Source organism: Paucibacter sediminis (assembly GCF_030254645.1).
Taxonomy (GTDB): domain Bacteria; phylum Pseudomonadota; class Gammaproteobacteria; order Burkholderiales; family Burkholderiaceae_C; genus Paucibacter_B; species Paucibacter_B sediminis.
Map to the genome: position 1 here is coordinate 4,328,929 of NZ_CP116346.1, position 25,178 is coordinate 4,354,106.

Sequence of the window (25,178 nt, forward strand, 5' to 3'; positions counted from 1 at the left end):
GGGTCTCCTGGTGCACAATCCGTTAAATAGAACGCAGTTCGTTATATCGAACTTTCGTGCAGTATCCAGGATTAACCCCAACCGGTCAAGACAGCATGTCCGTTCCCAATCTCGATACCCTGGAGCCGCCGCGCGTCGGCGCCACCCTGCAAACGCTGCGCCAGGGCCAGGGCTTGTCGCTGGACGAACTCTCGCGCCGCGCCGGGGTCAGCAAGTCGATGCTCTCGCAGATCGAGCGCAACCAGGCCAATCCCACGGTGGCGGTGGTGTGGCGGCTGGCGAACGCGCTGCGCGTGGACCTCTCGGAGCTGCTGGGCGGCGAGCGACCCAGCGCGCCGGCCATCGAGGTGGTGCCGGCCCATGGCACGCCGGGCATGAGCAGCCCGGACGGGCTGTGCAAGCTGCGCATCCTCGGCCCGATCGACCTGGCGGGCCAGTTCGAGTGGTACGAGCTGACGGTGCAGCCGGGCGGCGCGCTGGAATCGGCCGCGCACGAGCCCGGCTCGCGCGAGCACCTCAGCGTGCTCAGCGGTGCGCTGGAGGTGAGCGCCGGCCAGGTGACGCAAAAGCTCAAGAGCGGCGAGACGGCGCGCTATGCGGTGGATGGCCCGCACGCGATCCGCAATCACGGCAAGCAGCCCGCCAGCGCCTTGCTGGTGGTGCTGCATCCGTGAAGCCATCAGCCCAGTAGCTCGGCCAGGCTCAGCCGCTCCCAGTCGCTGCGCCCCCACAGCGCCGCCAGGCTCTCGCTGCGCTCGGCCAGCAGCGCCTGGATGAGCGGCGCCGCGGCCACCTCGGCGGGCGCGCACAGCAGCACCAGGCGCTGCGCGCCGGCCTCTTCCAGGCGGCCCACCCAGTTCAGGTCCAGCAGGCTGTCGATCACCGGCTCCAGTTGCAAGGGATCGACGCGCAGCGCCTCCGCCAGCTGCAGGCCGTGTAAACCGCCCGCGCCGGTATCACGGGCGCGCAGCAGCTCGCGCAGGCTCTCCAGCGCCAGCTCGAAGGCCAGGCCCGGCGCCTCGGTGCGGCGCCGCATGCGCGTCGACAGGCTGGGCGCATTGGCCGCCAGGATCGCGCCCAGCAGCACGATGGCCCAGCCCAGATAGATCCAGATCAGGAAGATCGGCACGGTGGCAAAGGCGCCATAGAGGGTCGAGTAGGTCGGCACCTGCTTGACGTACCAGGCCAGGCCGCTCTTGGCGAGCGCGAAGGCGATGGCGACGAAGGCGCCGCCCATCAAGGCATGGCGCCAGCGCACATGGGTGTTGGGCACGTAGTGGAACAGGCCGGCCATGGCGGCGCCCAGCACCAGCATGTCCACGCTGTTGAGCAGCACGCTGAGGCTGCGCGGCAGATTGCTCACCAGGCCCTGGCCGGCCGAGATCGCGTAGCTGGTGAGCGTGAGGCTGGCACCCAGCAGCAAGGGCCCCAGCGTCAGCGCGGCCCAGTAGACCAACACCCGCTGCGCGATCGGGCGCGGGCGCTGCACGCGCCAGATCGCGTTGAGCGTGCGATCGATGGTGAGCATCAGCATCAGCGCGGTGAAGCCCAGCACCACCAAGCCCACCGTGCCCACCCGGTTGGCCTTGCTGGCGAACTGCGTCAGCGCCGCCAGCACGGGCTTGGCGATATTGGGCGGGATCAGGCTCTTCAGAAAATACTGCTCCAGCGCCGACTGGAAGGACGAGAACATCGGGAAGGCGGTGAACAGCGCCAGCATCACCGTCAGCAGCGGCACCAGCGAGATCAGCGTGGTGAAGGTGAGGCTACCGGCGGTGAGGCCCAGGCGCTCCTGCTTGAAGCGCTCGCGGAAGGTCAAGAGGGTCTGCCACCAGGGCCAGGCGAGCAGCTCGGTGATGAATGCGGACAGCAGCGCGATCGGGTTGCGGACGGGGACGCCGCTGGCGGCGCGCGGGGCTTTTGTTGTGGTCATGCTGGCTATGATGCCAAACATGTCAACAGTCCCCCCTCAGTCACCCGCCCTGCGCAGCCAACCGCGGCCGCAGGAAGCGCGCTCGCGCAACCTCGCCCTGGCCTGCGTGGCCGCGCTGTTCCTGCTCTGCCTGGCCTGGGAGCTGTGGCTGGCGCCCACCGGCCGCGGCACCTTGGCCCTCAAGGCCCTGCCCCTGCTGCTGCCGCTGCTGGGGCTGTGGCGCTACCGGCTCTACACCTTCCGCTGGCTCAGCCTGATGATCTGGCTTTACTTCGCCGAGGGCGCCGTGCGCGCCACCAGCGAGCATGGGCTCTCGCAGGCCCTGGCGGTGCTGGAAGTGCTGCTGAGCGTGGCCATCTTCGTCGCCTGCGCGATGCAGGTACGCCAGCGCCTCGCGGCCGCCAAGCGGGACCAGCCATGACGCAGGCCCTGCTGAGCGAGTTGCGCGCGACCCTGGGGCAGGCCCAGGTGCTCAGCGAGGGCGACCTGTCCGCCTACGAGCGCGATTGGCGCAAGCGCTATGCCGGCAAGGCGCTGGGCGTGGTGCGCCCCGGCAGCACCGCCGAGGTGGCCGCGGTGGTCAGGCTGGCGGCCGCGCATGGCGTGAGCATCGTGCCGCAGGGCGGCAACACCGGGCTGGTGGGCGGCGGCGTGCCCGACGCCAGCGGCGCGCAGCTGCTCTTGAGCCTGCAGCGCCTGAACCGCGTGCGCGAACTCGATGCCGCCAACCTCACGCTCACGGCGGAGGCCGGCTGCATCCTGCAGGCGGTGCAGGCCGCGGCCGCGGCGCAGCAGCTGCTGTTCCCGCTGAGCCTGGCCGCCGAGGGCAGCTGCACCATCGGCGGCAACCTCGCCGCCAATGCCGGTGGCACGCAGGTGCTGCGTTATGGCAATGCGCGCGAGCTGTGCCTGGGGCTGGAGGTGGTGACGCCGCAGGGCAAGATCTGGGACGGGCTCGGCGGCCTGCGCAAGGACAACACCGGCTACGACCTGCGCGACCTCTACATCGGCAGCGAGGGCACGCTGGGCATCATCACCGCGGCCACGCTCAAGCTCTATCCGGCGCCGCTGGCGCAGATGACGGCACTGGCCGCCTGCGCCAGCCTGGAAGCGGCGGTGGCGCTGCTGGGCCTGGCCCAGGCCCGCGCCGGCTCAAGCCTGACCGGCTTCGAGGTCATGAACGGCTTTGCGCTGAGCCTGGTGGCCAAGCATTTCCCGCAGCTCACCCAGCCGCTGGGCCCGCAGCCCTGGACCGTGCTGCTGGAGCTCTCCGACAGCGAAAGCGAGGCGCATGCCCGCGCGGTCTTCGAAGGCCTGCTGGAGGCTGCACTGGAGCAGGGCCTGATCCACGATGCCGCGGTGGCCGAGAGCCTGGAGCAATCGCATGCGCTCTGGCATCTGCGCGAGTCCATCCCGCTGGCGCAGAGCGAGGAAGGGCTCAATATCAAGCACGACATCGCCCTGCCCGTCTCGCGCATCCCCGCCTTCGTCGCCAGCACCGACGCCGCGCTGCGGGCGCGCTGGCCGGGCATCAGGCTGGTGGACTTCGGCCACCTGGGCGACGGCAATCTGCACTACAACGTGCAGGCGCCCGAGGGCATGGACGCGGCGGCCTTTCTGCGCAGCCAGGAGCGGGCCGTCAACGAGCTGGTGTTCGACGCCGTGCTGGCGCATGGCGGCTCGATCTCGGCCGAGCATGGCATCGGCCAGCTCAAGCGCGAGGAACTGGCGCGGCGCAAGCACCCGGTGGCGCTCGAACTGATGCGCGCCATCAAAAAGGCCCTGGATCCCCAGGGCCTGATGAATCCGAACCGGCTGATCTGACTCAGCCTCGGCGCTGGTATCGCGCCAAGGCCTTCGCCAGCCACAAAGCCCCTTCCGGGCCTTTGTGCGCGGGCTCAGTCGGCGCCGGCCGGCTGTACGCCGCGGCGGCCACGCACCAGCCCGCCCAGCTTGAGCAGCATGCGGAACACGAAGCGCAGCAGGGTCAGCGCGAGGATCGCCTCGACCAAGGTCATCACGAAGGCGACCAGGGTGTTCCAGCGCGCATCGCGGCGACGGAACTTGGCGAACATGCGGTCCTTGGCGATCTCGATGCTGTCGTAGAAGCTCGGCACCACCAGCAGGGTCAGCAGGGTCGAGGTGATGGTGCCGCCGATGATGGCTACCGCCATCGGGCGGTAGAACTCGCCGCCGTCGCCCACGCCGATGGCCACCGGCAGCATGCCGGCGATCAGCGCGAAGGTGGTCATCAGAATCGGCCGCAGGCGCTTGCGGCCCGCATGCATCAGGGCCTCCTCGCGGTCCATGCCCTCGGCCTCTTCCTGGCGCGCCGCATCCAGCAGCAGGATGGCGTTCTTGGCCACCAGGCCCATCAGCATGATGATGCCGATGAAGCTCATCAGGTTGAGCGTGCCCTTGGTGAGCAGCAGCGCCACCACCACGCCGATCAGCGACAGCGGCAGCGACAGCATCACCCCCAGCGGCGCGGTGAACGAGCCCATCTGCATCACCAGGATCAGGTACATCAGGCCGACGCCGCTGATCAGCGCGATGAACATGGCGCCGAAGACCTCGTTCTGGGTCTCCGAATCGCCGCCCAGCTCCAGGCCGAAGCCGGGCGGGAAGTCGATCGCCTTGGCGATCTTCAGCGCATCGGCGGTGACCTCGCCGGGCGAGCGCTCATGCGCATTGGCCGACACCGTGATGGTGCGCTTGCCATTGGCATGCTCGATCTGCGAGGGGCCGCGGCCCATGCGGATGCTGGCGATCTGCTCCAGCGGCACCATGCGGTTGGTGCCCGCCACCGACACCGGCAGGCGCTCGATATTGCTGAGGTCCACGCGGTCATCGGGGTGCAGGCGCACCGCCACGTCTCGGGTCTCGCCGGTGGGGTCGACCCAGTCGCCCACCTCCACGCCGGCAAAGGCCACGCGCAGGGCCTGGGCCGCATCGCCCACCGAGATGCCCAGCGAATTCGCCAGCCCGCGGTTCAGCTCGATCTGCAGTTCGTTCTGCGGATCCTGCTCGGACAGGCCCACGTCCACCGCGCCCTTGACCTCGCGCAGCTTGGCGATGAAGTCGTTGCTGATGTCCAGCAGCTTGCGCGCATCGGTGCCGTTGAACTGGATCTGCACCGGCTTCTGGCCGCCGTTGTTGAGGTTGTCCTGCACCGTGTACTCGGCGCCCACCAGGCGCGAGACCTTGCTGCGCAGATCCGCGGCAATTTCCTCGGCCGAGCGCTGGCGCTGCTTGGCCTTGCCCAGGTCCACATAGATGGTGCCGCCGCCGACGCGCACGCGGCTGTTGGTGGCCACCGTCTCGGGCAGGCCGCGCGCCAGCGTGGCGGCCGCCTCCAGCTTGAGCTTGGCGTATTCCAGGTTGGTGCTGGCGGGCGTGCGCACGTTCACCACCACCATGCCGGCGTCCGAGGTCGGCAGGAAGCTGGTGCCGAGGAATTTGCCGGCCAACACCACCGCGGCGACCAGGCTGCCGACCGCAAACACGGCCATCCAGCGGCGGTGATGCAGGGCCCAGGCGATCACGCGGCCATAGCGGTCGGACTGGTGGTCGAACCAGTTGTTGAAGCGCTGCAGCTGGCGGCTGATGCCGGTCTTGGGCTTGTGGTGCTCGCCCGGTGGGTCGCCCCAGAAGGCGGACAGCATCGGGTCCAGCGTGAAGGAGATCAGCAGGCTCACCAGCACCGAGGCCACCACGGTCAGGCCGAAGGGGCGGAACCATTCGCCCGACACGCCCGGCATGAAGGCCACGGGAATGAACACCGCGACGATGGAGAAGGTGGTGGCGGCGACGGCCAGGCCGATCTCGGCCGTGCCATTGAGCGCCGCGGTGCGGCGGTCGGCGCCGCGCTCCATATGGCGCACGATGTTCTCGCGCACCACGATGGCATCGTCGATCAGCACGCCGATGGCCAGCGAGAGGCCCAGCAGGCTCATGAAGTTGAGCGTGAAGCCGCACAGCCAGACGGCGATGAAGGCGGCGATCACCGAGGTCGGCAGGCTCAGCGCCGTGATCATGGTGGAGCGCCAGGAGTTCAGGAACACATAGACCACCGCAATCGTCAGCCCGGCGCCGAACACCAGGGCGTGGATGACGTTGTCGAGGTTCTCCTGCGATTCCTTGCCCTCGTCGCGCGTCACCTCCAGGGTCGTGCCCTTGGTGAGCGTGGGGGCCAGCTTGGTGACCAGCTTGTTGACCTCGGCCGCCACCGTGACGGTGGAGGCGTCGCGCGTGCGCGTGACCGAGATGCCCACATTGGGCCGGCCATTGCGCACGCTGAAGCTGCCGAGTTCGGCAAAGCCGTCACCGATCTGGGCCAGCTGACCCAGGCGGATCGACTCGCTGCCCATCTGCTTGACCACCACCTGCTGGAAGTCGGCGGGCGATTCGATGCGGCCCTGCAGGCGGATGCTCTGGTCCTCCATCTGGCCGCGCACCTTGCCCACCGGCACCGAGATGTTCTGCGCGCGCAGCGCCGCCACCACCTCGGTGACCGAGACGTTGTACTCGCGCAGCTTCTCGGCGCGTAGCAGCACGCTCAGCTCGCGGCGCAGCGCGCCGTTCACCGCCACCGTGGCCACGCCCGGGATGCTGCGGAACTTGTCGGCCAGCTGGTCCTCGGCCAGGCGGCTGATCTCGGCATGGCTCTGGCTGGTAGACGAGAGCGCCAGCTGCATCACCGGCTGTGCCGAGACGTCGAAGCGCTGCAGCACCGGCTCGCGCATTTCGACCGGCAGCTTGTAGCGCACCGTGGCGATGGCGTTGCGCACATCGTCGGCGGCCTCGATCAGGTTCTTGCTGAAGTTGAAGATCAGCTGGAATTCGGCCGCGCCCTCGCGCGAGGTCGAGTTGACCTTGCGCACACCCGACAGGCCCTGCAGCGATTTCTCGACGCGGTTCACCACCTCGCGCTCCACCGTGTCCGGCGAGGCGCCTGGGTAGGCGATGCTCAGGAACAGCATCGGCTCCTGCACATCCGGGATCGAGTTGACGCGCAGCTTCTTCAGGGCCATCAAGCCCAGGCACATCACCGAGATGATGATGACGATCGTGGCGATCGGCTTCTTGATGCTGAAGTCTGAAAGAAACATGGTTTACTTTCCGGTCGGGGAGGATTGCGCCGCCACCTTCAGCAGCTCGACGCTCTGGCCATCCTTGAGCGTGCTGCCGGGCTTGGCCAGCACCTGGTCGCCGGCCTTCAGGCCGGTCAGCACCGCGTAGTTGCCGGTGCGCACATCGCGTGCGCCCAGCTGCACTTCCACCTTGTTCAGCTTGCCGCCCTGCAGGCGCCAGGCATAGCTCTTGTCGCCCACGCGCTGCACGGCCGCGTCTTCCAGCAGCAGAGCCTGGCTGGCGCTGGACTCGACATGGCCCTCGGCATAGAGGCCGGCGGCCTTGGGCTTCTCGCCCTCGGCAAAGGCCACCATCACCTCGACCTGACGCGTGGTGGCGTTGGCCGCCACGTCCACGCGCTTGACCTTGCCGTTGAAGCCGGCAGCGCCATAGCCGTTGACGCGGAAATGCACGCCCTGGCCGACCTTCAGTTCGGCCAGGCGATCGGCGGCCACCAGGCCTTCGAAGCGCAGGCTTTGCGGATCGATCACCTTGACCAGCTCCTTGCCGACCTGGGCGGTGTCGCCGGCCGAGACCTTGCGCTCGCTCACCACGCCGTCGAAGGGCGCGCGCACCTCGGTGCGCTGCAGCTGCTGGCGCGCGGTGGCGGCGCGGGCCTTGGCCGCCACCAGATCGCTTTGCGCGTTGTTGCGGCGGATCTCGGCGTCCTCGGTGGCCTGGATCGAGCTCATGCCCTGGGCCTGCAGGGTCTTGAGGCGCTGGTACTGGCGCTCGGCCTGCTCGAAGCTCTGGCCGGCGGCGCGCGCCGACTCCTCGGCCGAGGCCAGGCTGTCGCGGATCGCGGTGTCGTCCAGGCGCACCAGCAGGTCGCCGCGTCGCACCGGCTCGCCGTTTTCCTTCAGCACCTGCAGCACGATGGCCGAGACTTCGGCGCGCAGATCGGCGCGGCGCTCGGGCTGGATCGAGCCGGTGATCACCGGGCCGCTGGCAAAGCTGCTCAGATCCAGGGCGCGCAGGTCTTCGGCGGCCACCAGCAGCGGCTTGCTGTCGGCGCCGGCCGCCACGGAGGCCGCCTTGGCCTCACCGGCACCGGCGGGCTTGGCAGCATCGTTGGAGGGTTTGCTGCAAGCCACCAGGGCAAGGGCGATGGCAACAGCGAGCAGGGACTCACGCATGTGGGCTCCGAGAGTTCTAGTGAGAGGCAAAGAGTCGCCCGGGCCGGACGGCCAAGGCGCGGGGGGCAGCTTACGTGCGATCGGGAATATAGCCGCAGGTCATGGTGGGGCGGATCCCAAACATGTCAGCAGTGCTACTGCAGGGTGCCCTTGAGCACGTCGGCCATCGGCAGGGGCAGCACGGCGATGCCCTCCTCCACCAGCTCGCGCGTCTGCTCGGCGGTGGCACGGCCACGGATGCCGCGCTCCTCGGTCTCGCCATAGTGGATGCGGCGCGCCTCTTCGGTGAAACGCTCGCCCACGTCCTCGGTATTGGCCATCAGCTGCCGCACCGCCGCCATCACCCTGGCCTGCTCGTCCTTCATGCTGCTGGCCGGCTTGGGCTCGGCACGCAGATGGGAGACATTCAGCCGCGCCGCGGTGGGCAGGCGCTGCACCTGCTGGCTGCCGCACAGCGGGCAGGCCACCAGCCGGCGCTCCTGCTGCGACTCATAGTCCGCCGCGGAGCCAAACCAGGCTTCAAAGCGATGGCCATGTTCACAGGCGAGGTTCAGGACAAGCATGCTCGAATGATAGGCAGATGCCGTTCAACGCGCTGAGCGCGCCGGCTGCCAGTCCAGCGCCCATTGGCCCGCCTGCCAGCGCGCCAGCCAGAGCATCGCCACCAGGGTCTTGGCGTCGGTCAGCGCGCCGGCCTGGGCCAGCGCGTCCAGCTCGGCCGGGCTGTGCGTCACCAGGTCGAGGAACTCGCCCTCGTCGAGCTGGCGCGCGCCCGCGCTGAGGCCGCGCGCGAAGAAGATCTGGATGCCTTCGTCCGAATAGGCGATGGCGTTGTGCAGCACGCCGGCATGGGCCCATTCGCGCGCCTGGTAGCCGGTCTCCTCGCGCAGCTCGCGCTGGGCGCAGGCCAGCGCGCCCTCGCCCGCATCCAGCTTGCCGGCCGGAAACTCCAGCATCACGCGGCCCATCGGGTAGCGGTACTGGCGCTCCAGCAGCAGGCGGCCGTCGTCCAGCAGGGGCACGATCATCACCGCGCCGGGATGGCGGATGTATTCGCGCGCGGCCTCCCTGCCATCGGGCAGGCGGATGCGGTCGCGCCGCACGCGGAGGAAGTGGCCCTCGTAGACCGGCTGGGAGTCGAGGCACTGCTCGCGCAGATGCCCATCGTCGTCCTCGGCCTGCATCTCAGTCCTGGTGCCGGCCGCGGCGCAGATAGCGCCACACAAAGCCCGGGAAGCCCAGGGTGATGAAGAGGCACAGGCCGGCGGCATAGAATTCCCAGCCTTGCGGCTGGCGCTGGCCCATGCGGGCCTCCAGCGCAAAGCCCAGGCCCAGGGTCAGGCAGGCCATCAGCAGCAGTTCCAGCAGGCGCCAGCCCACCGCCTTGGGTTGGCGCCTGGGGCCCAGCAGCAAGATACGCGAACTGAAATACGGCAGGTTGGCCGAGACCAGCGCCACCAGCAGCACCAGCCAGACGGCTGCGGTCTGATTCATCGAACGGACCTGGGGATCAGCTCGCCAGCGTGCGCACGATGGCCTGGGCGCACATATTCATCAGGCCGCCGGGCAGCAGGCCGAACACCAGCACCGCGGCGCCGTTCAGCGACATCACCAGGCGCACATCGGTGGGCGCGGTGAGCGCCGAGCGATCGCTGGGTTCGTCGAAGAACATCACCTTGATGACGCGCAGGTAGTAGAAGGCGCCGACCAGGGACACCAGCACCGCCGCCACCGCCAGCCACAGATAGAGCTGCACATTGGTGGACACCAGGGCCTGCAGCACCGACAGCTTGGCGTAGAAGCCGGCCGTGGGCGGAATGCCCGCGAGCGAGAACATGAAGATGGTCATCACCAGCGCATACCAGGGGCTGCGCTTGGCCAGGCCGGCCAGATCGCTGATCTGCTCGGACTCATGGCCCTGGCGCGACAGCAGCATGATCATGCCGAAGCTGCCCAGCGTCGTCAGCACATAGGTCACGGCGTAGAACATCGCCGAGCTGTAGGCATTGGCGGCCGAGAGCGTGTTGTTGTTGACCACGCCCGAGGCCAGGCCCAGCAGCATGAAGCCCATCTGCGCGATGGTGGAATAGGCCAGCATGCGCTTGAGGTTGGTCTGCGCGATGGCGGCCAGATTGCCCACCAGCAGCGACATCACCGCCAGCACGATCAGCATCTGCTGCCAGTCCACCGCCAGGCCCAGCATGCCCTCCACCAGCAGGCGGATGGTGATGGCAAAGGCGGCCAGCTTGGGCGCACCGCCCAGCAGCAGCGTGGCGGCCGTGGGCGCGCCCTGGTAGACGTCGGGCACCCACATGTGGAAGGGTGCGGCGCCGAGCTTGAAGCCCAGGCCGGCGACCACGAAGACCACGCCGAAGATCAGCACGGACTTGTTGGGGGCGCCGGTGCTGATGACCTCGAACACGCGCGGGATCGACAGCGAACCGGTGGCGCCGTACATCATCGACAGGCCGTAGAGCAGGAAGCCGCTGGCCAGCGCACCCAGCACGAAGTACTTCATCGCGGCCTCGGTCGACACCGCATGGTCACGGCGCAGCGCCACCAGGGTGTAGAGCGAGAGGCTCATCAGTTCCAGGCCGAGGTAGATGACCAGGAAGTTGTTGGCCGACACCATGATGCAGATGCCCAGATAGGTCAGCAGGCTGAGCGTGAACAGCTCGCCCTTGAGCATCTCGCGCGACTCGGCGTAGGGGCGCGCATAGACCAGGGTGACGATGGTGGCAACGGCCGCGAAGGCCGCCAGCAGATGGCCCATGGGGTCGGACACCACCATGCCCTGCATCGCATAGACGGTGCCGCCAGCGTTGAAGTAGCTGAAGTGCATGCCGGCCAGCACCGCCAGCGTCAGCTGGGTCAGCCAGTAGGTCGGCGTGCGGCGCGGGTCGGTGACGAACAGGTCCACCAGCGCCACCAGGCAGGACATGCCCAGCAGGACGATTTCGGGGTAAACCGCGAGCCAATTCATTTGGGTGTTCATTTGCTTATCGGCCCTCAGAGCTTCGAGATGGCCACATGCTTGAGCAGCTCGGTGACCGAGACATGCATCACATCGGTGAAGGGCTTGGGATACACACCCATCCACAGCACCGCCGCGGCCAGCAGCGCCATCATCAGGAACTCGCGGCCGTTGATGTCCTTGAGTTCACGCACATGATCGTTGCCAATGGCGCCGAAATAGACGCGCTTGTACATCCACAAGGTGTAGGCGGCGCCGAACACCAGGGCGGTGGCGGCGATCGCGCCGAGCCAGAAGTCGGCCTTCACCGTGCCCAGGATCACCATCCACTCGCCGACGAAGCCGCCGGTGGCCGGCAGGCCGCAGTTGGCCATGGCGAAGAACAGCGCGAAGGCAGCGAACTTGGGCATGGTGTTGACCACGCCGCCGTAGTCGGCGATCTCACGCGAATGCACGCGGTCGTAGAGCACGCCGATGGAGAGGAACATCGCGCCGGAGACAAAGCCGTGCGAGATCATCTGCACGATGCCGCCGGACACGCCCAGCTCGTTGAAGATGAAGAAGCCCAGGGTCACGAAACCCATGTGGGCGATGGACGAGTAGGCCACCAGCTTCTTCATGTCCTTCTGCACCAGCGCCACCAGGCCGATGTAGACCACCGCGATCAGCGAGAGCGCGATGATGAACCAGGCGTATTCGCGCGCCGCGTCGGGGGCGATGGGCAGCGAGAAGCGCAGGAAGCCATAGGCCCCCAGCTTCAGCATGATGGCCGCCAGCACCACCGAACCGCCGGTGGGCGCTTCCACGTGGGCGTCCGGCAGCCAGGTGTGCACCGGCCACATCGGCACCTTCACCGAGAAGGCCGCCAGGAAGGCGAAGAACAGCAGGGTCTGCGCGTTCAACGGCAGCGGCAGCTTGTGCCAGCTCAGGATGTCGAAGCTACCGCCCGACTTGTAGTACAGGTAGAGCAAGGCCACCAGCATCAAGAGCGAGCCGGCCAGCGTGTAGAGGAAGAACTTGAAGGCCGCATAGACGCGCCGCGGGCCGCCCCAGACGCCGATGATGATGTACATCGGGATCAGCGTGGCCTCGAAGAACACATAGAACAGCATGCCGTCGAGCGCGCAGAACACGCCGATCATCAGTCCCGAGAGCACCAGGAAGGCGCCCATGTACTGGTTCACGCGCGACTGGATCACCTCCCAGGCCGCCAGCACCACGATCACGGTGATGAAGGCCGTCAGCGGCACGAACCACATCGAGATGCCGTCCACGCCCAGGTGGTAGCGGATGTTGAAGCGATCGATCCAGGGCAGGTTCTCGCCGAACTGGGCAGCGGCCGTGCTGGTGTCGAAGCCGGTGATGAGCGGCAGCGTCACCAGGAAGCTGGTGACGGCGGCCACCAGGGCCAGCCAGCGCACGGTCTTGGCCTGGTCGTCACGCCCCAGGGCCAGCAGCACGAGGCCGCTGACGATGGGCAACCAGATGGAAATACTAAGCAAGGACATTCTTGTTCTCCGCCCGGATCAGAAACCCGCCAAGGCTCTGAATTGGGGCCCGATGTAAGGCCACAGCTGCCAGGTCATCAAGCCGATGACGCCCAGAATCATCACCAGGGCATACCAGTACAGGTGGCCGGTCTGGACGCGCCGCACGAGGCCGGCAATGCCGCCCACCGCCCTGGCCGAGCCATTGATCAGCACACCGTCGATCAGCGCGGCATCGCCGCCCTTCCACAGGCCCACGCCGATGGCGCGCGCCGCGGCGGCGAAGATGTTCTCGTTGATCCAGTCCATGTAGTACTTGTTCTCCAGCACGTTCACGACGGGCTTGAAGACGCGCGCGATGGTGGCCGGGATGCTCGGCACCACCATGTAGAACACATAGGCCGTCACCACGCCGCCCAGCGCCAGCCAGAACGGCAGCGCCGTCAGGCCATGGGTGGCCATCGCCACCGCGCCGTGGAACTCATGGGCCAGCTCCTCCATCGCGTGGTGGACCTCGTGGTTCACGAAGATCGCATCCTTGAAGAAGTCGCCGAACAGCATGGGCTGGATGGTCAGGTAGCCGATCACCACCGAGGGGATGGCCAGCAGGATCAGCGGTGCCGTCACCACCCAGGGCGACTCGTGCGGCTCGTGGTGGGCGCCGTGGTCGTCGTGGTGGTCATGCTCGCCCGGGAAGGGCTTGTGATGGAAATGTTCCTTGCCGTGGAAGACCAGGAAGTACATGCGGAAGGAATAGAAGGCCGTCACGAACACGCCCACGATCACCGCAAAGTACGCGAACTGCGCACCCGGCAGGTGGCTGGCGTGCACCGCCTCGATGATCGAGTCCTTGGAATAGAAGCCCGAGAACAGCGGCGTGCCGATCAGCGCCAGCGAACCCAGCAGCGAGGTGATCCAGGTGATGGGCATGTACTTGCGCAGGCCGCCCATATTGCGGATGTCCTGGTCGTGGTGCATGCCGATGATGACCGAGCCCGCGCCGAGGAACAGCAGCGCCTTGAAGAAGGCGTGCGTCATCAGGTGGAACACCGCCACCGAGTAGGCCGAGGCGCCCAGCGCCACCGTCATATAGCCCAGCTGCGACAGCGTCGAGTAGGCCACCACGCGCTTGATGTCGTTCTGGATGATCCCCAGGAAGCCCATGAAGAGCGCGGTGATGGCACCGATCACGAGCACGAAGTTCAGCGCCGTGTCGGACAGCTCGAACAGCGGGCTCATGCGGGCGACCATGAAGATGCCGGCCGTCACCATGGTGGCGGCGTGGATCAGCGCCGAGATCGGGGTCGGGCCCTCCATCGAATCGGGCAGCCAGACATGCAGAGGGAACTGCGCCGACTTGCCCATCGCGCCGATGAACAGGCAGATGCAGGCCACGCTCAGCATCATCCAGTCGCTGCCCCACAGCGGCGCCGGGAACTTGATCTGCGCGAGCTCGCCCGCCTTGGCAAAGGTCTCGGCATAGCTCAGCGAGCCGCCATAGGCGACCAGCAGGCCGATGCCCAGGATGAAGCCGAAGTCGCCCACGCGGTTGACCAGGAAGGCCTTCATGTTGGCGAAGATCGCCGTCGGCTTGGTGTACCAGAAGCCGATCAGCAGGTAGGACACCAGACCCACCGCTTCCCAGCCGAAGAACAGCTGCAGCATGTTGTTGCTCATCACGAGCATCAGCATGGAGAAGGTGAACAGCGAGATGTAGGCGAAGAAGCGCTGGTAGCCGGGGTCTTCCTCCATGTAGCCGATGGTGTAGATGTGCACCATCAGCGAGACGAAGGTCACCACGCACATCATCATGGCGGTGAGGCCGTCGACCAGGAAGCCGACTTCCATCTTCAGGCCGCCCAGCACCATCCATTCGTAGACGGTCTGGTTGAAGCGCGCGCCGTCGATGGCCACCGACTTCAGCGTCATCGCCGAGATGATGAAGGCGATCAGCACGCCCAGGATGGTGAGCGTGTGGGCGCCGCGGCGGCCGATCTGCTTGCCGAAGAAGCCGGCCGCGATGGCACCGGCCAGGGGCGCCAGCGGCACCGCCAGCAGCAGGTTCTGTGAGAGTTGTGCGGACATGTTCTTATCAGCCCTTCAAGGCGTCCAGTTCTTCCACATTGATGCTGGCGCGATTGCGGAACAACACCACCAGGATCGCGAGGCCGATCGCCGATTCGGCGGCCGCCACGGTCAGGATGAAGAACACGAAGACTTGGCCCGCCATGTCGCCCAGGTAGTGCGAGAAGGCCACGAAGTTCAGATTCACCGCCAGCAGCATCAGCTCGATCGCCATCAGGATGACGATCAGGTTCTTGCGGTTCATGAAGATGCCGATCACCGAGAGCGCAAACAGCAGCGCGCCCAGGGTGAGGAAATGTCCCAGCGTGAGACCGGTAGCTACGGCACCCATCATGCGGCTCCTTCGTTCTTGTCGGCAGCGGGGGCTGCGGGCAGTTCCACCGTGGGCTGCATCTTCAGCACGCGCAGGCGGTCGGCCTTCTGGACCTTGACCTGCTCGGCCGGGTCCTGGTAGCGCGAATCCTTGCGGCGGCGCAGCGTCAGCGCGATGGCGGCGATGATGGCCACCAGCAGCAGCACGGCTGCGATCTCGAGCGGATACAGGTATTGCGTGTAGATCGCAATGCCCAGCATCTTGCTATTGCCCAGCTGGGCCGAGACCGGATCCAGCGCCGGTGCCTCGCTGAGGCGGAAACCGCTCATCAGCACCGCGGCCATTTCCAGCGCGATGAAGGCGCCCACCAGGCCCGCCAGCGGCAGATGCTTCCAGAAGCCCTGCCGGATGCTGTCGGTGTTGATGTCCAGCATCATCACGACGAACAGGAACAGCACCATCACGGCGCCGATGTAGACCAGCACCAGGGCGATCGCCAGGAACTCGGCCTTCAGCAGCATCCAGATGCAGGAGCCGGTGAAGAAGGCCAGGATCAGGAACAGGGCCGAATGCACGGTGCTCTTGGCCGTGATGACACGGAACGAAGAGGCCAGCAAGATGGCCGAGAAAACGTAGAACAGCGCAGTGGTTGTTTGCATGGGAATCCTGCAAGCGTCAGCTGTGTGAGGGGCCAGGCGCAAGACCTGACCCTCAGCCATCAGCGGTACTTGGCGTCGGCCTCCTTGGTGGCTGCGATCTCTTTTTCATAACGGTCGCCAACGGCCAGGAGCATGTCCTTGGTGAAGTACAGGTCGCCGCGCTTTTCGCCGTGGTATTCGAAGATCGGCGTCTCGACGATCGAATCCACCGGGCAGCTCTCCTCGCAGAAGCCGCAGAAGATGCACTTGGTGAGGTCGATGTCGTAGCGCGTGGTGCGGCGGCTGCCGTCCTCGCGCACGTCCGACTCGATGGTGATCGCCATCGCCGGGCAGACCGCCTCGCAGAGCTTGCAGGCGATGCAACGCTCTTCGCCGTTCTCGTAGCGGCGCAGCGCGTGCAGACCGCGGAAGCGCGGCGACAGCGGCGTCTTCTCTTCCGGGAACTGCACCGTGATGTTGCGCGAGAGGAAATGCCGGCCGGTCAGGGCCATGCCCTTGAACAGCTCGGTGAGCAAGAAGCTCTTGAGGAAATGTTTGACCATCACGTCACTTCCAGATGTTCAGCGGCGACTGGATCCACAGTCCGACCACAACAAGCCAGATCAGGGTCACGGGAATGAAGATCTTCCAGCCCAGACGCATGATCTGGTCGTAGCGGAAGCGGGGGAATGTGGCGCGCACCCACAGGAACATGGTGACGACGACGAACATCTTTGCGAACAGCCAGAACCAGTTCCAGAACGGCAGCGTGGCTTTGATGAGGGCCGGCGTTTCCATGCCCAGCAGGCTCCAGGAAATCGGTGCCGACCAGCCGCCCAGGAACATCACCGAGGCCATCGTGGAGACCAGGATCATGTTGGCGTATTCGGCCAGGAAGAACATCGCGAACGCCATGCCCGAGTACTCGATCATGTGGCCGGCCACGATCTCCGACTCGCCTTCCACCACGTCGAAGGGGTGACGGTTGGTTTCGGCCAAGCCCGAGATGAAGTAGACGACGAAGATCGGCAGCAGGGGCAGCCAGTTCCACGACAGGAAGTTCATGCCCATCGCAGCGAAGCGGCCGGTCTCCTGCGAGATCACGATCTGGCTCATGTTCATGCTACCGGTGACCATCAGCACCACCACCAGCGCGAAGCCCATCGCGATTTCATAGGACACCATCTGGGCCGAGGCGCGCAGCGCGCCCAGGAAGGCGTACTTCGAGTTGGAGGCCCAGCCGGCGATGATGACGCCGTAGACCTCCAGCGAGGTGATGGCCATCAGGAACAGCAGGCCGGCGTTCACGTCCGCCACCGCGGCCTGCGGGCCGAAGGGCACCACCGCCCAGGCCGCCAGGGACGGCATGATGGTCATGATGGGGCCGAGGAAGTACAGGCCTTTGTTGGCCGCCGTCGGGATGATGATCTCCTTGAAGATCAGCTTCACCGCATCGGCGATCGGGGTCAGCAGGCCGTAGGGGCCGACGCGGTTCGGGCCCGGGCGGATCTGCGACCAGCCGATGGCCTTGCGCTCCCAGAGCGTCAGGTAGGCGACGAACAACATCAGCGGTGCCACCACCGCGATGATCTTGAGCAGGCTCCAGATGACGGGCCAGAAGCCGCCCAGGAGCGCGTTGCCGGATTGATAGAGGCTGTCGATCATGGGTTCACACCTTGGCAATCGTCAGGCTGCCGAACGCGGCGCCGAGGGCGGCCGTTTCGGGCAGGCCGGCCGGCACACGCACCACATTGGCAGGCAGGCCGGCATCCAACTTGGCGGCCAGTTGCGCCGTGCCGGCGCCGTCCTGGCTCACGCTGATGCGGCCGCCCTCGGCCAGGCCGAGTTGCTCCCACAGTGCCTTGGACACGCGGGCCACGGCGGACTGGCGCGCGTCGGTGGTCAGCTGCAGCGAGCTGGCGCGGCGCACCAGGGCATCGGTGGCGTAGATGGGCAGGTCGGCGATGCGCTCGATGGCGGCCGGCTGGCCGAACACCACGGCGGCCTGGCCGGCATTGCTCAGACGCGCACTCAGATCGGCATCCACACCCAGCGCCTCGGCGCGCACCTGCTCGGAGCTCTCATGGCCAAAGCCCTGCAGGCCCAGCAGATTGCCCAGCACGCGCAGGATCTTCCAGCCCGGGCGGGTTTCACCCAGCGGCTTCACCACGCCCACAAAGCTCTGCAGGCGACCTTCGGCATTCACGAAGCTGCCCGAGGTCTCGGTGAACGGCGCGGTGGGCAGCAGCACGTCGGCGTAGTCCATGCCCGACTTGAAGGGGCTCAGCACCACCACCATGTCGGCAGCGTCCAGGGCCTTGGCGGCGGCGGCCGGGTTGGCGGCGTCCAGCAGCGGATCGGTGTTCAGCAGCAGCAGCGCCCGGGCGCCCTTGGCACCCAGGATTTCGGCGGCGTTCGCACCGCCCTGCCCCGGCATCGCCTTCACCAGCTGCGCACCTACCGTGTTGGCGGCGGCCGTCAGGTAGCCGACGCTGGCGCCGGTCTGCGCGGCAATCCAGTTGGCCAGGCTCAGCAGGCTGGCGGCCTGCGGATGCTCGGCGGCGGCGTTGCCCAGCAGCACGGCCTTGCGCGAGCCGCTCAGCAGCGCCGTGGCGATGGCCTTGGCGGCCGCGGTGGCCTGGCCGGCGGCCGGCGCCTGCACGCCCACGCTCTCGGCGATGGCGGCGGCCACATTGGCCAGCTCCTGCACCCAGGCGCTGGGCGCCGCGGTGATGCGCGCGGCCACCGGCAGCAGCCAGTCATCCTCGCTGGCATGCAGGCTCAGCACCTGGGCGCCGTGGCGGGCCGCCTGGCGCAGGCGCTGCGCAAACAGCGGGTGGTCCTTGCGCAGGAAGGAACCGATCACGAAAGCGCGGTCCAGCTCGCTCAGGGACGCAATCGGGGTACCCAGCCAATGCGCCTTGCCGGCCTCGGCCACGTTGTCGAAGGCAGCATGACGCAGGCGATGGTCGATGTTCTCGCTACCCAGGCCGCGCACCAGCGAGGCCAGCAGGTGCAGCTCTTCGACCGTGCTGTGGGCCGAACCCAGGGCGGCGATGCTGGCGGCGCCATGCTGGCTCTTGATGCCTTGCAGGCCCTTGGCCACGTACTCGAGCGCCACGCTCCAGTCGACTTCCTTCCACTGGCCGCCCTGCTTGATCATGGGCTGGGTCAGACGGGCGTCGCTGTTGAGGGCCTCGTAGGAGAAGCGGTCGCGGTCGGCGATCCAGCATTCGTTGACGTCTTCGTTCTCCAGCGGCACCACGCGCATCACCTGGTTGCCCTTGACCTGCACGATCAGGTTGGCACCGGTGGAGTCATGCGGGCTGACGCTCTTGCGGCGCGACAGCTCCCAGGTACGGGCGCTGTAGCGGAAGGGCTTGCTGGTGAGCGCGCCCACCGGGCAGATGTCGATCATGTTGCCGGACAGCTCGGAATCCACCGTGCGGCCGACAAAGGTCTGGATCTCGCTGTGCTCGCCGCGGTGGGCCATGCCCAGTTCCATCTGGCCGGCGATCTCCTGGCCAAAGCGCACGCAGCGGGTGCAGTGGATGCAGCGGCTCATCTCCTCCATGGAGACCAGCGGGCCGACGTTCTTGTGGAACACCACGCGCTTTTCTTCGGTGTAGCGCGACTTGCCGGCGCCATAGCCCACCGCCAGGTCCTGCAGCTGGCACTCGCCGCCCTGGTCGCAGATCGGGCAGTCCAGCGGGTGGTTGATGAGCAGGAACTCCATCACGCCCTGCTGGGCCTTGATTGCTTTCTCGCTCTTGGTGCGCACGATCATGCCCTGCGTCACCGGCGTGGCACAGGCGGGCATGGGCTTGGGCGCCTTCTCCACATCCACCAGGCACATGCGGCAGTTGGCAGCGATGGAGAGCTTCTTGTGATAGCAGAAATGCGGGATGTAGGTGCCGGCCTTCTCGGCCGCATGCATCACCATGCTGCCTTCCAGAACCTCTACCTTCTTGCCGTCGAGTTCGATTTCAACCATATCTCTTCCTGCGCTCAGGCAGCGGCCGGCACCAGGGCCGTCTTGTGTTCGATCAGGTGCACGAACTCGTGCTTGAAATGCTTGATCATGGCGCGCACCGGCATCGCCGCGGCATCGCCCAGGGCGCAGATGGTGCGGCCCTGGATGTTGTCGGCGACCGAGTTCAGCAGCTCGATGTCTTCGGGCTTGCCATGGCCGTTGGCGATGCGCTCGACCACGCGGTGCATCCAGCCCGTGCCTTCGCGGCAGGGTGTGCACTGGCCGCAGCTCTCATGTGCGTAGAAGTAGGACAGGCGCAGCAGGCTCTTCACCATGCAACGGCTGTCGTCCATCACGATCACCGCACCCGAGCCCAGCATGGAGCCGGCCTTGGCGATGGAGTCATAGTCCATCGTGCATTCCATCATCGTCGCGGCCGGCAGCACCGGCGCCGACGAGCCGCCGGGGATCACGGCCTTCAGCGTGCGGCCCTTGCGCACACCACCGGCCAGTTCCAGCAGCTTGGCGAAGGGCGTGCCCAGCGGAACCTCGTAGTTGCCGGGGCGCTCAACGTCGCCCGAGACCGAGAAGATCTTGGTGCCGCCGTTGTTGGGCTTGCCGATCTCGAGGTAGGGCTGGCCACCGTTGCGGATGATCCAGGGCACCGCCGCGAAGGTTTCGGTGTTGTTGATGGTGGTGGGCTTGCCGTAGAGGCCGAAGCTGGCCGGGAATGGCGGCTTGAAGCGCGGCTGGCCCTTCTTGCCTTCCAGCGATTCCAGCAGCGCGGTTTCCTCGCCGCAGATATAGGCGCCGAAGCCATGGTGGGCGTGCAGCTGGAAGCTGAAGTCCGAACCCAGGATGTGGTCGCCCAGCAGGCCGGCGGCGCGCGCCTCTTCCAGGGCCGCTTCGAAGCGCTCGTAGACCTCGAAGATCTCGCCGTGGATGTAGTTGTAGCCCACCTTGATGCCCATCGCGTAGGCGGCGATCGCCATGCCTTCGATGACGATGTGGGGGTTGTACATGAGGATGTCGCGGTCCTTGCAGGTACCGGGCTCGCCCTCGTCGGAATTGCAGACCAGGTACTTGGCGCCCGGGAACTGGCGCGGCATGAAGCTCCACTTCAGGCCGGTGGGGAAGCCCGCACCGCCGCGGCCGCGCAGGCCCGAGGTCTTCACTTCGGCGATCACCTGATCGGGGGTCAGGCCCGCGACCTGCTGGTCGCCTGACGGCTCTGCGCCATCCTTGCCCAGGATCTTGCGCAGCGCGGCATAACCGCCGCGCGCTTCGTAATCCTTCAGGCTCCAGTTGCTGCCGTTCAGGCCGGCATAGATCTGCGGGCCGAGGTGGCGGTCGTGGAAACAGGTTTCGACGCCCTTGGCTTGAAACTTGGAGAGATCCAGCATGCTATTTCTCTTCCCTCAGTTCTTGGCCGAGTTGTTGGAATTGGCCTTGAGCACGTCGACCAGTTCGTCGAGACGCTCATGGCTCATGAAGCTGCACATCTGGCGATCGTTCACCAGCATCACCGGCGCATCGGCGCAGGCGCCCAGGCACTCGCATTTCTGCACGGTGAAGAGGCCATCGGCGGTGGTGCCGCCCTCTTCCACGCCCAGCTTCTGGCACAGATGGTCCAGCGCCTGCTGGCCGTTGCGCAGCAGGCAAGGCAGGTTGGTGCAGACGTTGAGCTTGAACTTGCCCAGCTGCCGCTGGTTGTACATGTTGTAGAAGGTCGTGACCTCGTACACCGCGATGGCCGGCATGCCCAGGTAGGCGGCGATGGCGTCTTCGCTCTCGCGCGACACATAGCCCTGCTCCTGCTGCACGATGGACAGGCAGGCCATCACGGCCGACTGCTTCTGCTCGGCCGGGTACTTCGCGACTTCGCGGTCGAAGCGAGCGCGCGTGGCCTCGCTGATCACATAGGTGGTGGCGCTCATCGATCGATCTCACCAAAAACGATATCCATGGTGCCGATCACGGCAACAGCGTCGGCAATCATGTGGCCCTTGGCCATCTCATCCAGCGCGGCCAGATGCGAGAAGCCCGGCGCACGGATCTTCAGGCGGTAAGGCTTGTTGGCACCGTCGCTGACGATGTAGATGCCGAACTCGCCCTTGGGATGCTCGACGCCCACATAGGCCTCGCCCTCGGGCACGCGGAAGCCTTCGGTGAAGAGCTTGAAGTGGTGAATCAGCTCTTCCATGTTCGACTTCATGTCGACACGGGCGGGCGGTGCCACCTTGTGGTTGTCGGTGATGACCGGGCCGGGGTTGGCGCGCAGCCAGTCCACGCACTGCTTGATGATGCGGTTCGACTGGCGCATCTCTTCCATGCGCACCAGGTAGCGGTCGTAGGTGTCGCCGTTGGTGCCCACCGGGATGTCGAAATCCATCTGGGCGTAGACATCGTAGGGCTGGGTCTTGCGCAGATCCCAGGCGATGCCGGAGCCGCGCAGCATCGGGCCACTGAAGCCCATGTTCAGTGCGCGCTCGGGGCTGACGACGCCGATGCCCACGGTGCGTTGTTTCCAGATGCGGTTGTCGGTCAGCAGGGTTTCGTAGTCGTCGACGTTCTTGGGGAAGCGCGCGCAGAAGTCGTCGATGAAGTCCAGCAGCGTGCCCGAACGGTTCTCGTTCAGCATCGCGATGGTCTTGGCGTTCTTGATCTTCGAGACCTGGTACTGCGGCATGCTGTCCGGCAGGTCGCGGTAGACGCCGCCCGGACGGAAATAGGCCGCGTGCATGCGCGCACCCGACACCGCCTCGTACATGTCGAACAGATCCTCGCGCTCGCGGAAGGCGTAGATGAGGATGTTCATGGCGCCGCAATCGATGCCATGCGCGCCGATCCACAGCAGGTGGTTCAGCAGGCGCGTGATCTCGGCAAACATCACGCGGATGTATTGCGCGCGCAGCGGCACGTCCACGCCCAGCATCTTCTCGATCGCCAGGCAGTAGGCATGCTCGTTGGCCATCATCGACACATAGTCGAGCCGGTCCATATACGGCAGCGACTGGATGTAGGTCTTGGTCTCGGCCAGCTTCTCGGTGGCGCGGTGCAGCAGGCCGATATGCGGATCGGCGCGCTGGATCACTTCGCCGTCCAACTCCAGCACCAGGCGCAGCACACCGTGCGCGGCCGGATGCTGAGGCCCGAAGTTGAGGGTGTAGTTCTTGATATCGGCCATGGTTTTACAGCCCGCCGTAGTTGTCTTCGCGGATGACGCGCGGCGTGATCTCACGCAGCTCAATCGTCACCGGCTGGTAGATCACGCGCTTCTGCTCGGCGTCGTAGCGCATTTCCACATGCCCCTGGGTCGGGAAGTCCTTGCGCATCGGGTGACCGATGAAACCGTAGTCGGTCAGGATGCGACGCAGGTCCTCGTGGCCTTCAAAGATGATGCCGTAGAGGTCGAAGGCTTCGCGCTCGAACCAGTTGGCCGAATTCCAGATCGGCGTGACGGCCGCCACGCAGGGGAAATCGTCGTCGGCGCAGAACACCTTCAGGCGCAGGCGCCAGTTCTTGTTGACCGACAGCAGGTGCGAGGCAACCGCATAGCGCGGGCCTTCATAGCCACCGTCGCCGTAGGCGCTGTAGTCCAGGCCGCACAGGTCGATCAGCTGTTCGAAGCGCAGCTCCGAATGGTCGCGCAGCGTCTTGGCCACGGCCAGGTAGTCGACGGGCGAGACGCGGATGGTGATTTCGTCGAACTCGCGCTTGAGTTCCAGAATCTGGCCGGCCAGCACCTTCTCCAGTGCGGCCTGCAAGGTATCAAGTTTGCTCATTGATGGCAGCCTTCAGCGTGCGATGGTGTTCTCACGGCGGATCTTGGCCTGCAGCTGCAAGATGCCATAGAGCAAGGCCTCGGCGGTGGGCGGGCAACCGGGCACGTACACGTCCACCGGCACGATGCGATCGCAGCCGCGCACCACCGAATAGCTGTAGTGGTAGTAGCCGCCGCCGTTGGCGCAGGAGCCCATCGACAAGACCCAGCGCGGTTCGGCCATCTGGTCGTAGACCTTGCGCAGCGCCGGCGCCATCTTGTTGCACAAGGTGCCGGCCACGATCATCAGATCGGACTGGCGCGGGCTCGGACGGAACAACATGCCGAAGCGGTCGATGTCGTAGCGCGCCGCACCGGCATGCATCATCTCCACCGCACAGCAAGCCAGACCAAAGGTCATCGGCCACAGTGAACCGGTCTTGGACCAGTTGATCAGCTTGTCCACCGAGGTGGTGACGAAGCCTTCCTTCAAAACGCCTTCGATACCCATGGGGCGTGCCTTCGCGTCAGAGCAGTTTATTCCCAGTCCAGGGCGCCTTTTTTCCACTCGTAGGCAAAGCCCACGACCAGAATGCCCAGGAAAATCATCATGGCCCAGAAACCCGTGGCTCCAATTTCGCGCAGGGCCACGGCCCAGGGAAACAGGAAGGCGATTTCCAGGTCAAACAAAATGAAGAGAATGGCCACGAGGTAATAGCGCACATCGAATTTCATGCGCGCGTCTTCAAAGGCCTCGAAGCCACATTCGTAAGGGGAGTTTTTGGCCTGATCCGGCCGATTGGGTCCCAGCAGGAAGCCCAGAACCTGGGGCGCTATACCTACCGCTGCGCCGACCAAGATAAAGAGGATGACGGGGAGGTACTGTTCCAGATTCACAGTTTTTGCTCTCGGTTGCGCTGCCCTGCGGCCTCCAGGCCCAGCAGCAACATATTCGACAAAAGCAACGGGCGCGCCGTTGGCGATGGAGTATCGCTCACGGACTGCGCCCGCCTAGTCCCTTCGCAGCTTTCGGCATGACCTTCGTCAAACCTTCACCACTACAGGGCGCCACAACCAACATCACCAACACATCGTCGGGCTCCAACCCTGGGATGTTAACTGACGATCTCGATCGCATTGTTTGGTGCCGACGGCGAGACTCGAACTCGCACAGCTTTCGCCACTACCCCCTCAAGATAGCGTGTCTACCAATTTCACCACGTCGGCGCTTGCCTGTTATTCGGTTGCTTGAGGATTGCTTCCGAGACAGCCTTGAATTCTATACCGAAATTTCAAGGCTCCAGCGAGATTCGCTGTATTTTTGCGACTCAGTTCGAGGCTGCGGAAGCCGGTGCCGCGGGCAGGCTGGTCGGCACCGCAGCCGCGCCGGATGCGGGTGCCGCAGGCGCCGTCGGAGCGGCACGGTCCAGCACGCTTTCACCCCCCGCCGGAGCCGCGCTGCCGCGGCTGCCCAGATAGGCCAGGCCCAGGGTGCAGACAAAGAACAGCGTGGCGCACACCGCCGTGCTGCGCGACAGGAAGTTGGCGCTGCCGGTGGCGCCGAACAGGCTGCCCGAGGCACCGCTGCCGAACGAGGCGCCCATATCGGCACCCTTGCCATGCTGCACCAGCACCAGGCCGATCATCGCCAGGGCGCTCAGCAGTTGCACGATCAGTACCAGATTCATCAACACTTGCATCTCAAACTCTCCAGGAAATCATTCGCGATCGCGGCCGCCTTGG

24 protein-coding genes and 1 tRNA gene are annotated in these 25,178 nt (G+C 66.0%); 3 read left to right on the top strand and 22 right to left on the bottom strand.

From position 1 onward, the window contains the following. Positions 1 to 95 precede the first annotated feature (95 nt). The gene (locus PFX98_RS20060; RefSeq protein ID WP_285232250.1) at positions 96 to 674 is read left to right on the top strand and encodes a helix-turn-helix domain-containing protein; all 579 of its coding nucleotides are present in this window, start codon (positions 96 to 98) and stop codon (positions 672 to 674) included. Positions 675 to 679: 5 nt separating this feature from the next. Here PFX98_RS20060 and PFX98_RS20065 read toward each other — a convergent pair whose 3' ends face one another. Further along, positions 680 to 1,933: a YihY family inner membrane protein gene (locus tag PFX98_RS20065; protein WP_285232251.1), complete on the bottom strand. Its 1,254-nt coding sequence runs from the start codon at positions 1,931 to 1,933 to the stop codon at positions 680 to 682. Between the two features lie 19 nt (positions 1,934 to 1,952). Here PFX98_RS20065 and PFX98_RS20070 point away from each other — a divergent pair, with 19 nt between their 5' ends. Next, positions 1,953 to 2,354, top strand: a complete 402-nt coding sequence (locus PFX98_RS20070) for a DUF2069 domain-containing protein (protein WP_285232252.1) — start codon at positions 1,953 to 1,955, stop codon at positions 2,352 to 2,354. Further along, positions 2,351 to 3,757: an FAD-binding oxidoreductase gene (locus PFX98_RS20075; RefSeq protein WP_285232253.1), complete on the top strand. Its 1,407-nt coding sequence runs from the start codon at positions 2,351 to 2,353 to the stop codon at positions 3,755 to 3,757. Before PFX98_RS20070 ends, PFX98_RS20075 begins: the two co-directional genes overlap by 4 nt. Before the next feature lie 74 nt (positions 3,758 to 3,831). Here the strand turns inward: PFX98_RS20075 and PFX98_RS20080 are convergent, their stop codons facing one another. The 21 genes from PFX98_RS20080 to secG all read right to left on the bottom strand — a co-directional run bounded on the left by PFX98_RS20080 (position 3,832) and on the right by secG (position 25,135). Further along, positions 3,832 to 7,044: an efflux RND transporter permease subunit gene (locus PFX98_RS20080; protein ID WP_285232254.1), complete on the bottom strand. Its 3,213-nt coding sequence runs from the start codon at positions 7,042 to 7,044 to the stop codon at positions 3,832 to 3,834. Positions 7,045 to 7,047: 3 nt separating this feature from the next. After that, on the bottom strand, positions 7,048 to 8,202 hold the full coding sequence (locus PFX98_RS20085) for an efflux RND transporter periplasmic adaptor subunit (RefSeq protein WP_285232255.1): 1,155 nt from the start codon (positions 8,200 to 8,202) through the stop codon (positions 7,048 to 7,050). Positions 8,203 to 8,336: 134 nt separating this feature from the next. Continuing rightward, positions 8,337 to 8,765: a DUF1178 family protein gene (locus tag PFX98_RS20090; protein ID WP_285232256.1), complete on the bottom strand. Its 429-nt coding sequence runs from the start codon at positions 8,763 to 8,765 to the stop codon at positions 8,337 to 8,339. Positions 8,766 to 8,789: 24 nt separating this feature from the next. Further along, positions 8,790 to 9,386 (bottom strand): NUDIX domain-containing protein, encoded by a 597-nt coding sequence (locus tag PFX98_RS20095; RefSeq protein ID WP_285232257.1) that lies wholly within the window; start codon positions 9,384 to 9,386, stop codon positions 8,790 to 8,792. A gap of 1 nt (position 9,387) precedes the next feature. After that, the gene (locus PFX98_RS20100; protein WP_285232258.1) at positions 9,388 to 9,696 is read right to left on the bottom strand and encodes a DUF2818 family protein; all 309 of its coding nucleotides are present in this window, start codon (positions 9,694 to 9,696) and stop codon (positions 9,388 to 9,390) included. 16 nt (positions 9,697 to 9,712) lie between these two features. Next, entirely contained in the window at positions 9,713 to 11,197 is a 1,485-nt protein-coding gene (gene nuoN / locus PFX98_RS20105; protein WP_285232259.1) for an NADH-quinone oxidoreductase subunit NuoN, read from the bottom strand. 14 nt (positions 11,198 to 11,211) lie between these two features. Continuing rightward, positions 11,212 to 12,684, bottom strand: a complete 1,473-nt coding sequence (locus PFX98_RS20110; RefSeq protein ID WP_285232260.1) for an NADH-quinone oxidoreductase subunit M — start codon at positions 12,682 to 12,684, stop codon at positions 11,212 to 11,214. Positions 12,685 to 12,702: 18 nt separating this feature from the next. After that, positions 12,703 to 14,748, bottom strand: a complete 2,046-nt coding sequence (gene nuoL, locus PFX98_RS20115) for an NADH-quinone oxidoreductase subunit L (protein WP_285232261.1) — start codon at positions 14,746 to 14,748, stop codon at positions 12,703 to 12,705. Positions 14,749 to 14,755: 7 nt separating this feature from the next. Further along, positions 14,756 to 15,079 (bottom strand): NADH-quinone oxidoreductase subunit NuoK, encoded by a 324-nt coding sequence (gene nuoK / locus PFX98_RS20120; RefSeq protein ID WP_285232262.1) that lies wholly within the window; start codon positions 15,077 to 15,079, stop codon positions 14,756 to 14,758. Next, positions 15,079 to 15,720, bottom strand: coding sequence for an NADH-quinone oxidoreductase subunit J (locus tag PFX98_RS20125; protein ID WP_285232263.1), 642 nt, complete (start codon positions 15,718 to 15,720; stop codon positions 15,079 to 15,081). Before PFX98_RS20125 ends, nuoK begins: the two co-directional genes overlap by 1 nt. A 59-nt stretch (positions 15,721 to 15,779) precedes the next feature. Continuing rightward, complete coding sequence (gene nuoI, locus PFX98_RS20130) at positions 15,780 to 16,262, bottom strand: NADH-quinone oxidoreductase subunit NuoI (protein WP_285235655.1); 483 nt, start codon at positions 16,260 to 16,262, stop codon at positions 15,780 to 15,782. Between the two features lie 4 nt (positions 16,263 to 16,266). Beyond that, positions 16,267 to 17,364 (bottom strand): NADH-quinone oxidoreductase subunit NuoH, encoded by a 1,098-nt coding sequence (gene nuoH, locus PFX98_RS20135; RefSeq protein WP_285232264.1) that lies wholly within the window; start codon positions 17,362 to 17,364, stop codon positions 16,267 to 16,269. Positions 17,365 to 17,368: 4 nt separating this feature from the next. Then, on the bottom strand, positions 17,369 to 19,693 hold the full coding sequence (gene nuoG / locus PFX98_RS20140; protein WP_285232265.1) for an NADH-quinone oxidoreductase subunit NuoG: 2,325 nt from the start codon (positions 19,691 to 19,693) through the stop codon (positions 17,369 to 17,371). A 14-nt stretch (positions 19,694 to 19,707) separates the two neighbouring features. After that, entirely contained in the window at positions 19,708 to 21,075 is a 1,368-nt protein-coding gene (gene nuoF, locus PFX98_RS20145; RefSeq protein ID WP_285232266.1) for an NADH-quinone oxidoreductase subunit NuoF, read from the bottom strand. Positions 21,076 to 21,090: 15 nt separating this feature from the next. After that, a complete protein-coding gene (locus PFX98_RS20150) occupies positions 21,091 to 21,609 on the bottom strand; it encodes an NADH-quinone oxidoreductase subunit NuoE family protein (RefSeq protein WP_285232267.1) in 519 nt (172 codons plus the stop codon). Then, positions 21,606 to 22,859: an NADH-quinone oxidoreductase subunit D gene (locus PFX98_RS20155; protein WP_285232268.1), complete on the bottom strand. Its 1,254-nt coding sequence runs from the start codon at positions 22,857 to 22,859 to the stop codon at positions 21,606 to 21,608. Before PFX98_RS20155 ends, PFX98_RS20150 begins: the two co-directional genes overlap by 4 nt. Before the next feature lie 4 nt (positions 22,860 to 22,863). Continuing rightward, entirely contained in the window at positions 22,864 to 23,457 is a 594-nt protein-coding gene (locus PFX98_RS20160) for an NADH-quinone oxidoreductase subunit C (RefSeq protein WP_285232269.1), read from the bottom strand. Positions 23,458 to 23,469: 12 nt separating this feature from the next. Then, positions 23,470 to 23,946: a NuoB/complex I 20 kDa subunit family protein gene (locus PFX98_RS20165; RefSeq protein ID WP_046113908.1), complete on the bottom strand. Its 477-nt coding sequence runs from the start codon at positions 23,944 to 23,946 to the stop codon at positions 23,470 to 23,472. A 26-nt stretch (positions 23,947 to 23,972) separates the two neighbouring features. Continuing rightward, positions 23,973 to 24,332, bottom strand: coding sequence for an NADH-quinone oxidoreductase subunit A (locus tag PFX98_RS20170; protein WP_285232270.1), 360 nt, complete (start codon positions 24,330 to 24,332; stop codon positions 23,973 to 23,975). A 245-nt stretch (positions 24,333 to 24,577) separates the two neighbouring features. After that, a tRNA-Leu gene (locus tag PFX98_RS20175) sits at positions 24,578 to 24,662 on the bottom strand. A gap of 101 nt (positions 24,663 to 24,763) precedes the next feature. Continuing rightward, positions 24,764 to 25,135 (bottom strand): preprotein translocase subunit SecG, encoded by a 372-nt coding sequence (secG, locus tag PFX98_RS20180; RefSeq protein ID WP_285232271.1) that lies wholly within the window; start codon positions 25,133 to 25,135, stop codon positions 24,764 to 24,766. Between the last annotated feature and the right edge of the window lie 43 nt (positions 25,136 to 25,178).

Excerpts from the sequence above, each read along its gene's own strand:
- secG (WP_285232271.1), bottom strand. The coding sequence starts at position 25,135 with ATGCAAGTGTTGATGAATCTGGTACTGATCGTGCAACTGCTGAGCGCC.
- nuoN (WP_285232259.1), bottom strand. The coding sequence starts at position 11,197 with ATGAACACCCAAATGAATTGGCTCGCGGTTTACCCCGAAATCGTCCTG.
- PFX98_RS20085 (WP_285232255.1), bottom strand. The coding sequence starts at position 8,202 with ATGCGTGAGTCCCTGCTCGCTGTTGCCATCGCCCTTGCCCTGGTGGCT.
- PFX98_RS20080 (WP_285232254.1), bottom strand. The coding sequence starts at position 7,044 with ATGTTTCTTTCAGACTTCAGCATCAAGAAGCCGATCGCCACGATCGTC.
- PFX98_RS20165 (WP_046113908.1), bottom strand. The coding sequence starts at position 23,946 with ATGGGTATCGAAGGCGTTTTGAAGGAAGGCTTCGTCACCACCTCGGTG.
- PFX98_RS20090 (WP_285232256.1), bottom strand. The coding sequence starts at position 8,765 with ATGCTTGTCCTGAACCTCGCCTGTGAACATGGCCATCGCTTTGAAGCC.
- PFX98_RS20065 (WP_285232251.1), bottom strand. The coding sequence starts at position 1,933 with ATGACCACAACAAAAGCCCCGCGCGCCGCCAGCGGCGTCCCCGTCCGC.
- nuoG (WP_285232265.1), bottom strand. The coding sequence starts at position 19,693 with ATGGTTGAAATCGAACTCGACGGCAAGAAGGTAGAGGTTCTGGAAGGC.
- PFX98_RS20150 (WP_285232267.1), bottom strand. The coding sequence starts at position 21,609 with ATGAGCGCCACCACCTATGTGATCAGCGAGGCCACGCGCGCTCGCTTC.
- PFX98_RS20060 (WP_285232250.1), top strand. The coding sequence starts at position 96 with ATGTCCGTTCCCAATCTCGATACCCTGGAGCCGCCGCGCGTCGGCGCC.
- PFX98_RS20110 (WP_285232260.1), bottom strand. The coding sequence starts at position 12,684 with ATGTCCTTGCTTAGTATTTCCATCTGGTTGCCCATCGTCAGCGGCCTC.
- PFX98_RS20155 (WP_285232268.1), bottom strand. The coding sequence starts at position 22,859 with ATGGCCGATATCAAGAACTACACCCTCAACTTCGGGCCTCAGCATCCG.
- nuoL (WP_285232261.1), bottom strand. The coding sequence starts at position 14,748 with ATGTCCGCACAACTCTCACAGAACCTGCTGCTGGCGGTGCCGCTGGCG.
- PFX98_RS20100 (WP_285232258.1), bottom strand. The coding sequence starts at position 9,696 with ATGAATCAGACCGCAGCCGTCTGGCTGGTGCTGCTGGTGGCGCTGGTC.
- PFX98_RS20160 (WP_285232269.1), bottom strand. The coding sequence starts at position 23,457 with ATGAGCAAACTTGATACCTTGCAGGCCGCACTGGAGAAGGTGCTGGCC.
- PFX98_RS20075 (WP_285232253.1), top strand. The coding sequence starts at position 2,351 with ATGACGCAGGCCCTGCTGAGCGAGTTGCGCGCGACCCTGGGGCAGGCC.
- nuoK (WP_285232262.1), bottom strand. The coding sequence starts at position 15,079 with ATGGGTGCCGTAGCTACCGGTCTCACGCTGGGACATTTCCTCACCCTG.
- PFX98_RS20070 (WP_285232252.1), top strand. The coding sequence starts at position 1,953 with ATGTCAACAGTCCCCCCTCAGTCACCCGCCCTGCGCAGCCAACCGCGG.
- nuoH (WP_285232264.1), bottom strand. The coding sequence starts at position 17,364 with ATGATCGACAGCCTCTATCAATCCGGCAACGCGCTCCTGGGCGGCTTC.
- PFX98_RS20095 (WP_285232257.1), bottom strand. The coding sequence starts at position 9,386 with ATGCAGGCCGAGGACGACGATGGGCATCTGCGCGAGCAGTGCCTCGAC.
- nuoI (WP_285235655.1), bottom strand. The coding sequence starts at position 16,262 with ATGGTCAAACATTTCCTCAAGAGCTTCTTGCTCACCGAGCTGTTCAAG.
- PFX98_RS20125 (WP_285232263.1), bottom strand. The coding sequence starts at position 15,720 with ATGCAAACAACCACTGCGCTGTTCTACGTTTTCTCGGCCATCTTGCTG.
- nuoF (WP_285232266.1), bottom strand. The coding sequence starts at position 21,075 with ATGCTGGATCTCTCCAAGTTTCAAGCCAAGGGCGTCGAAACCTGTTTC.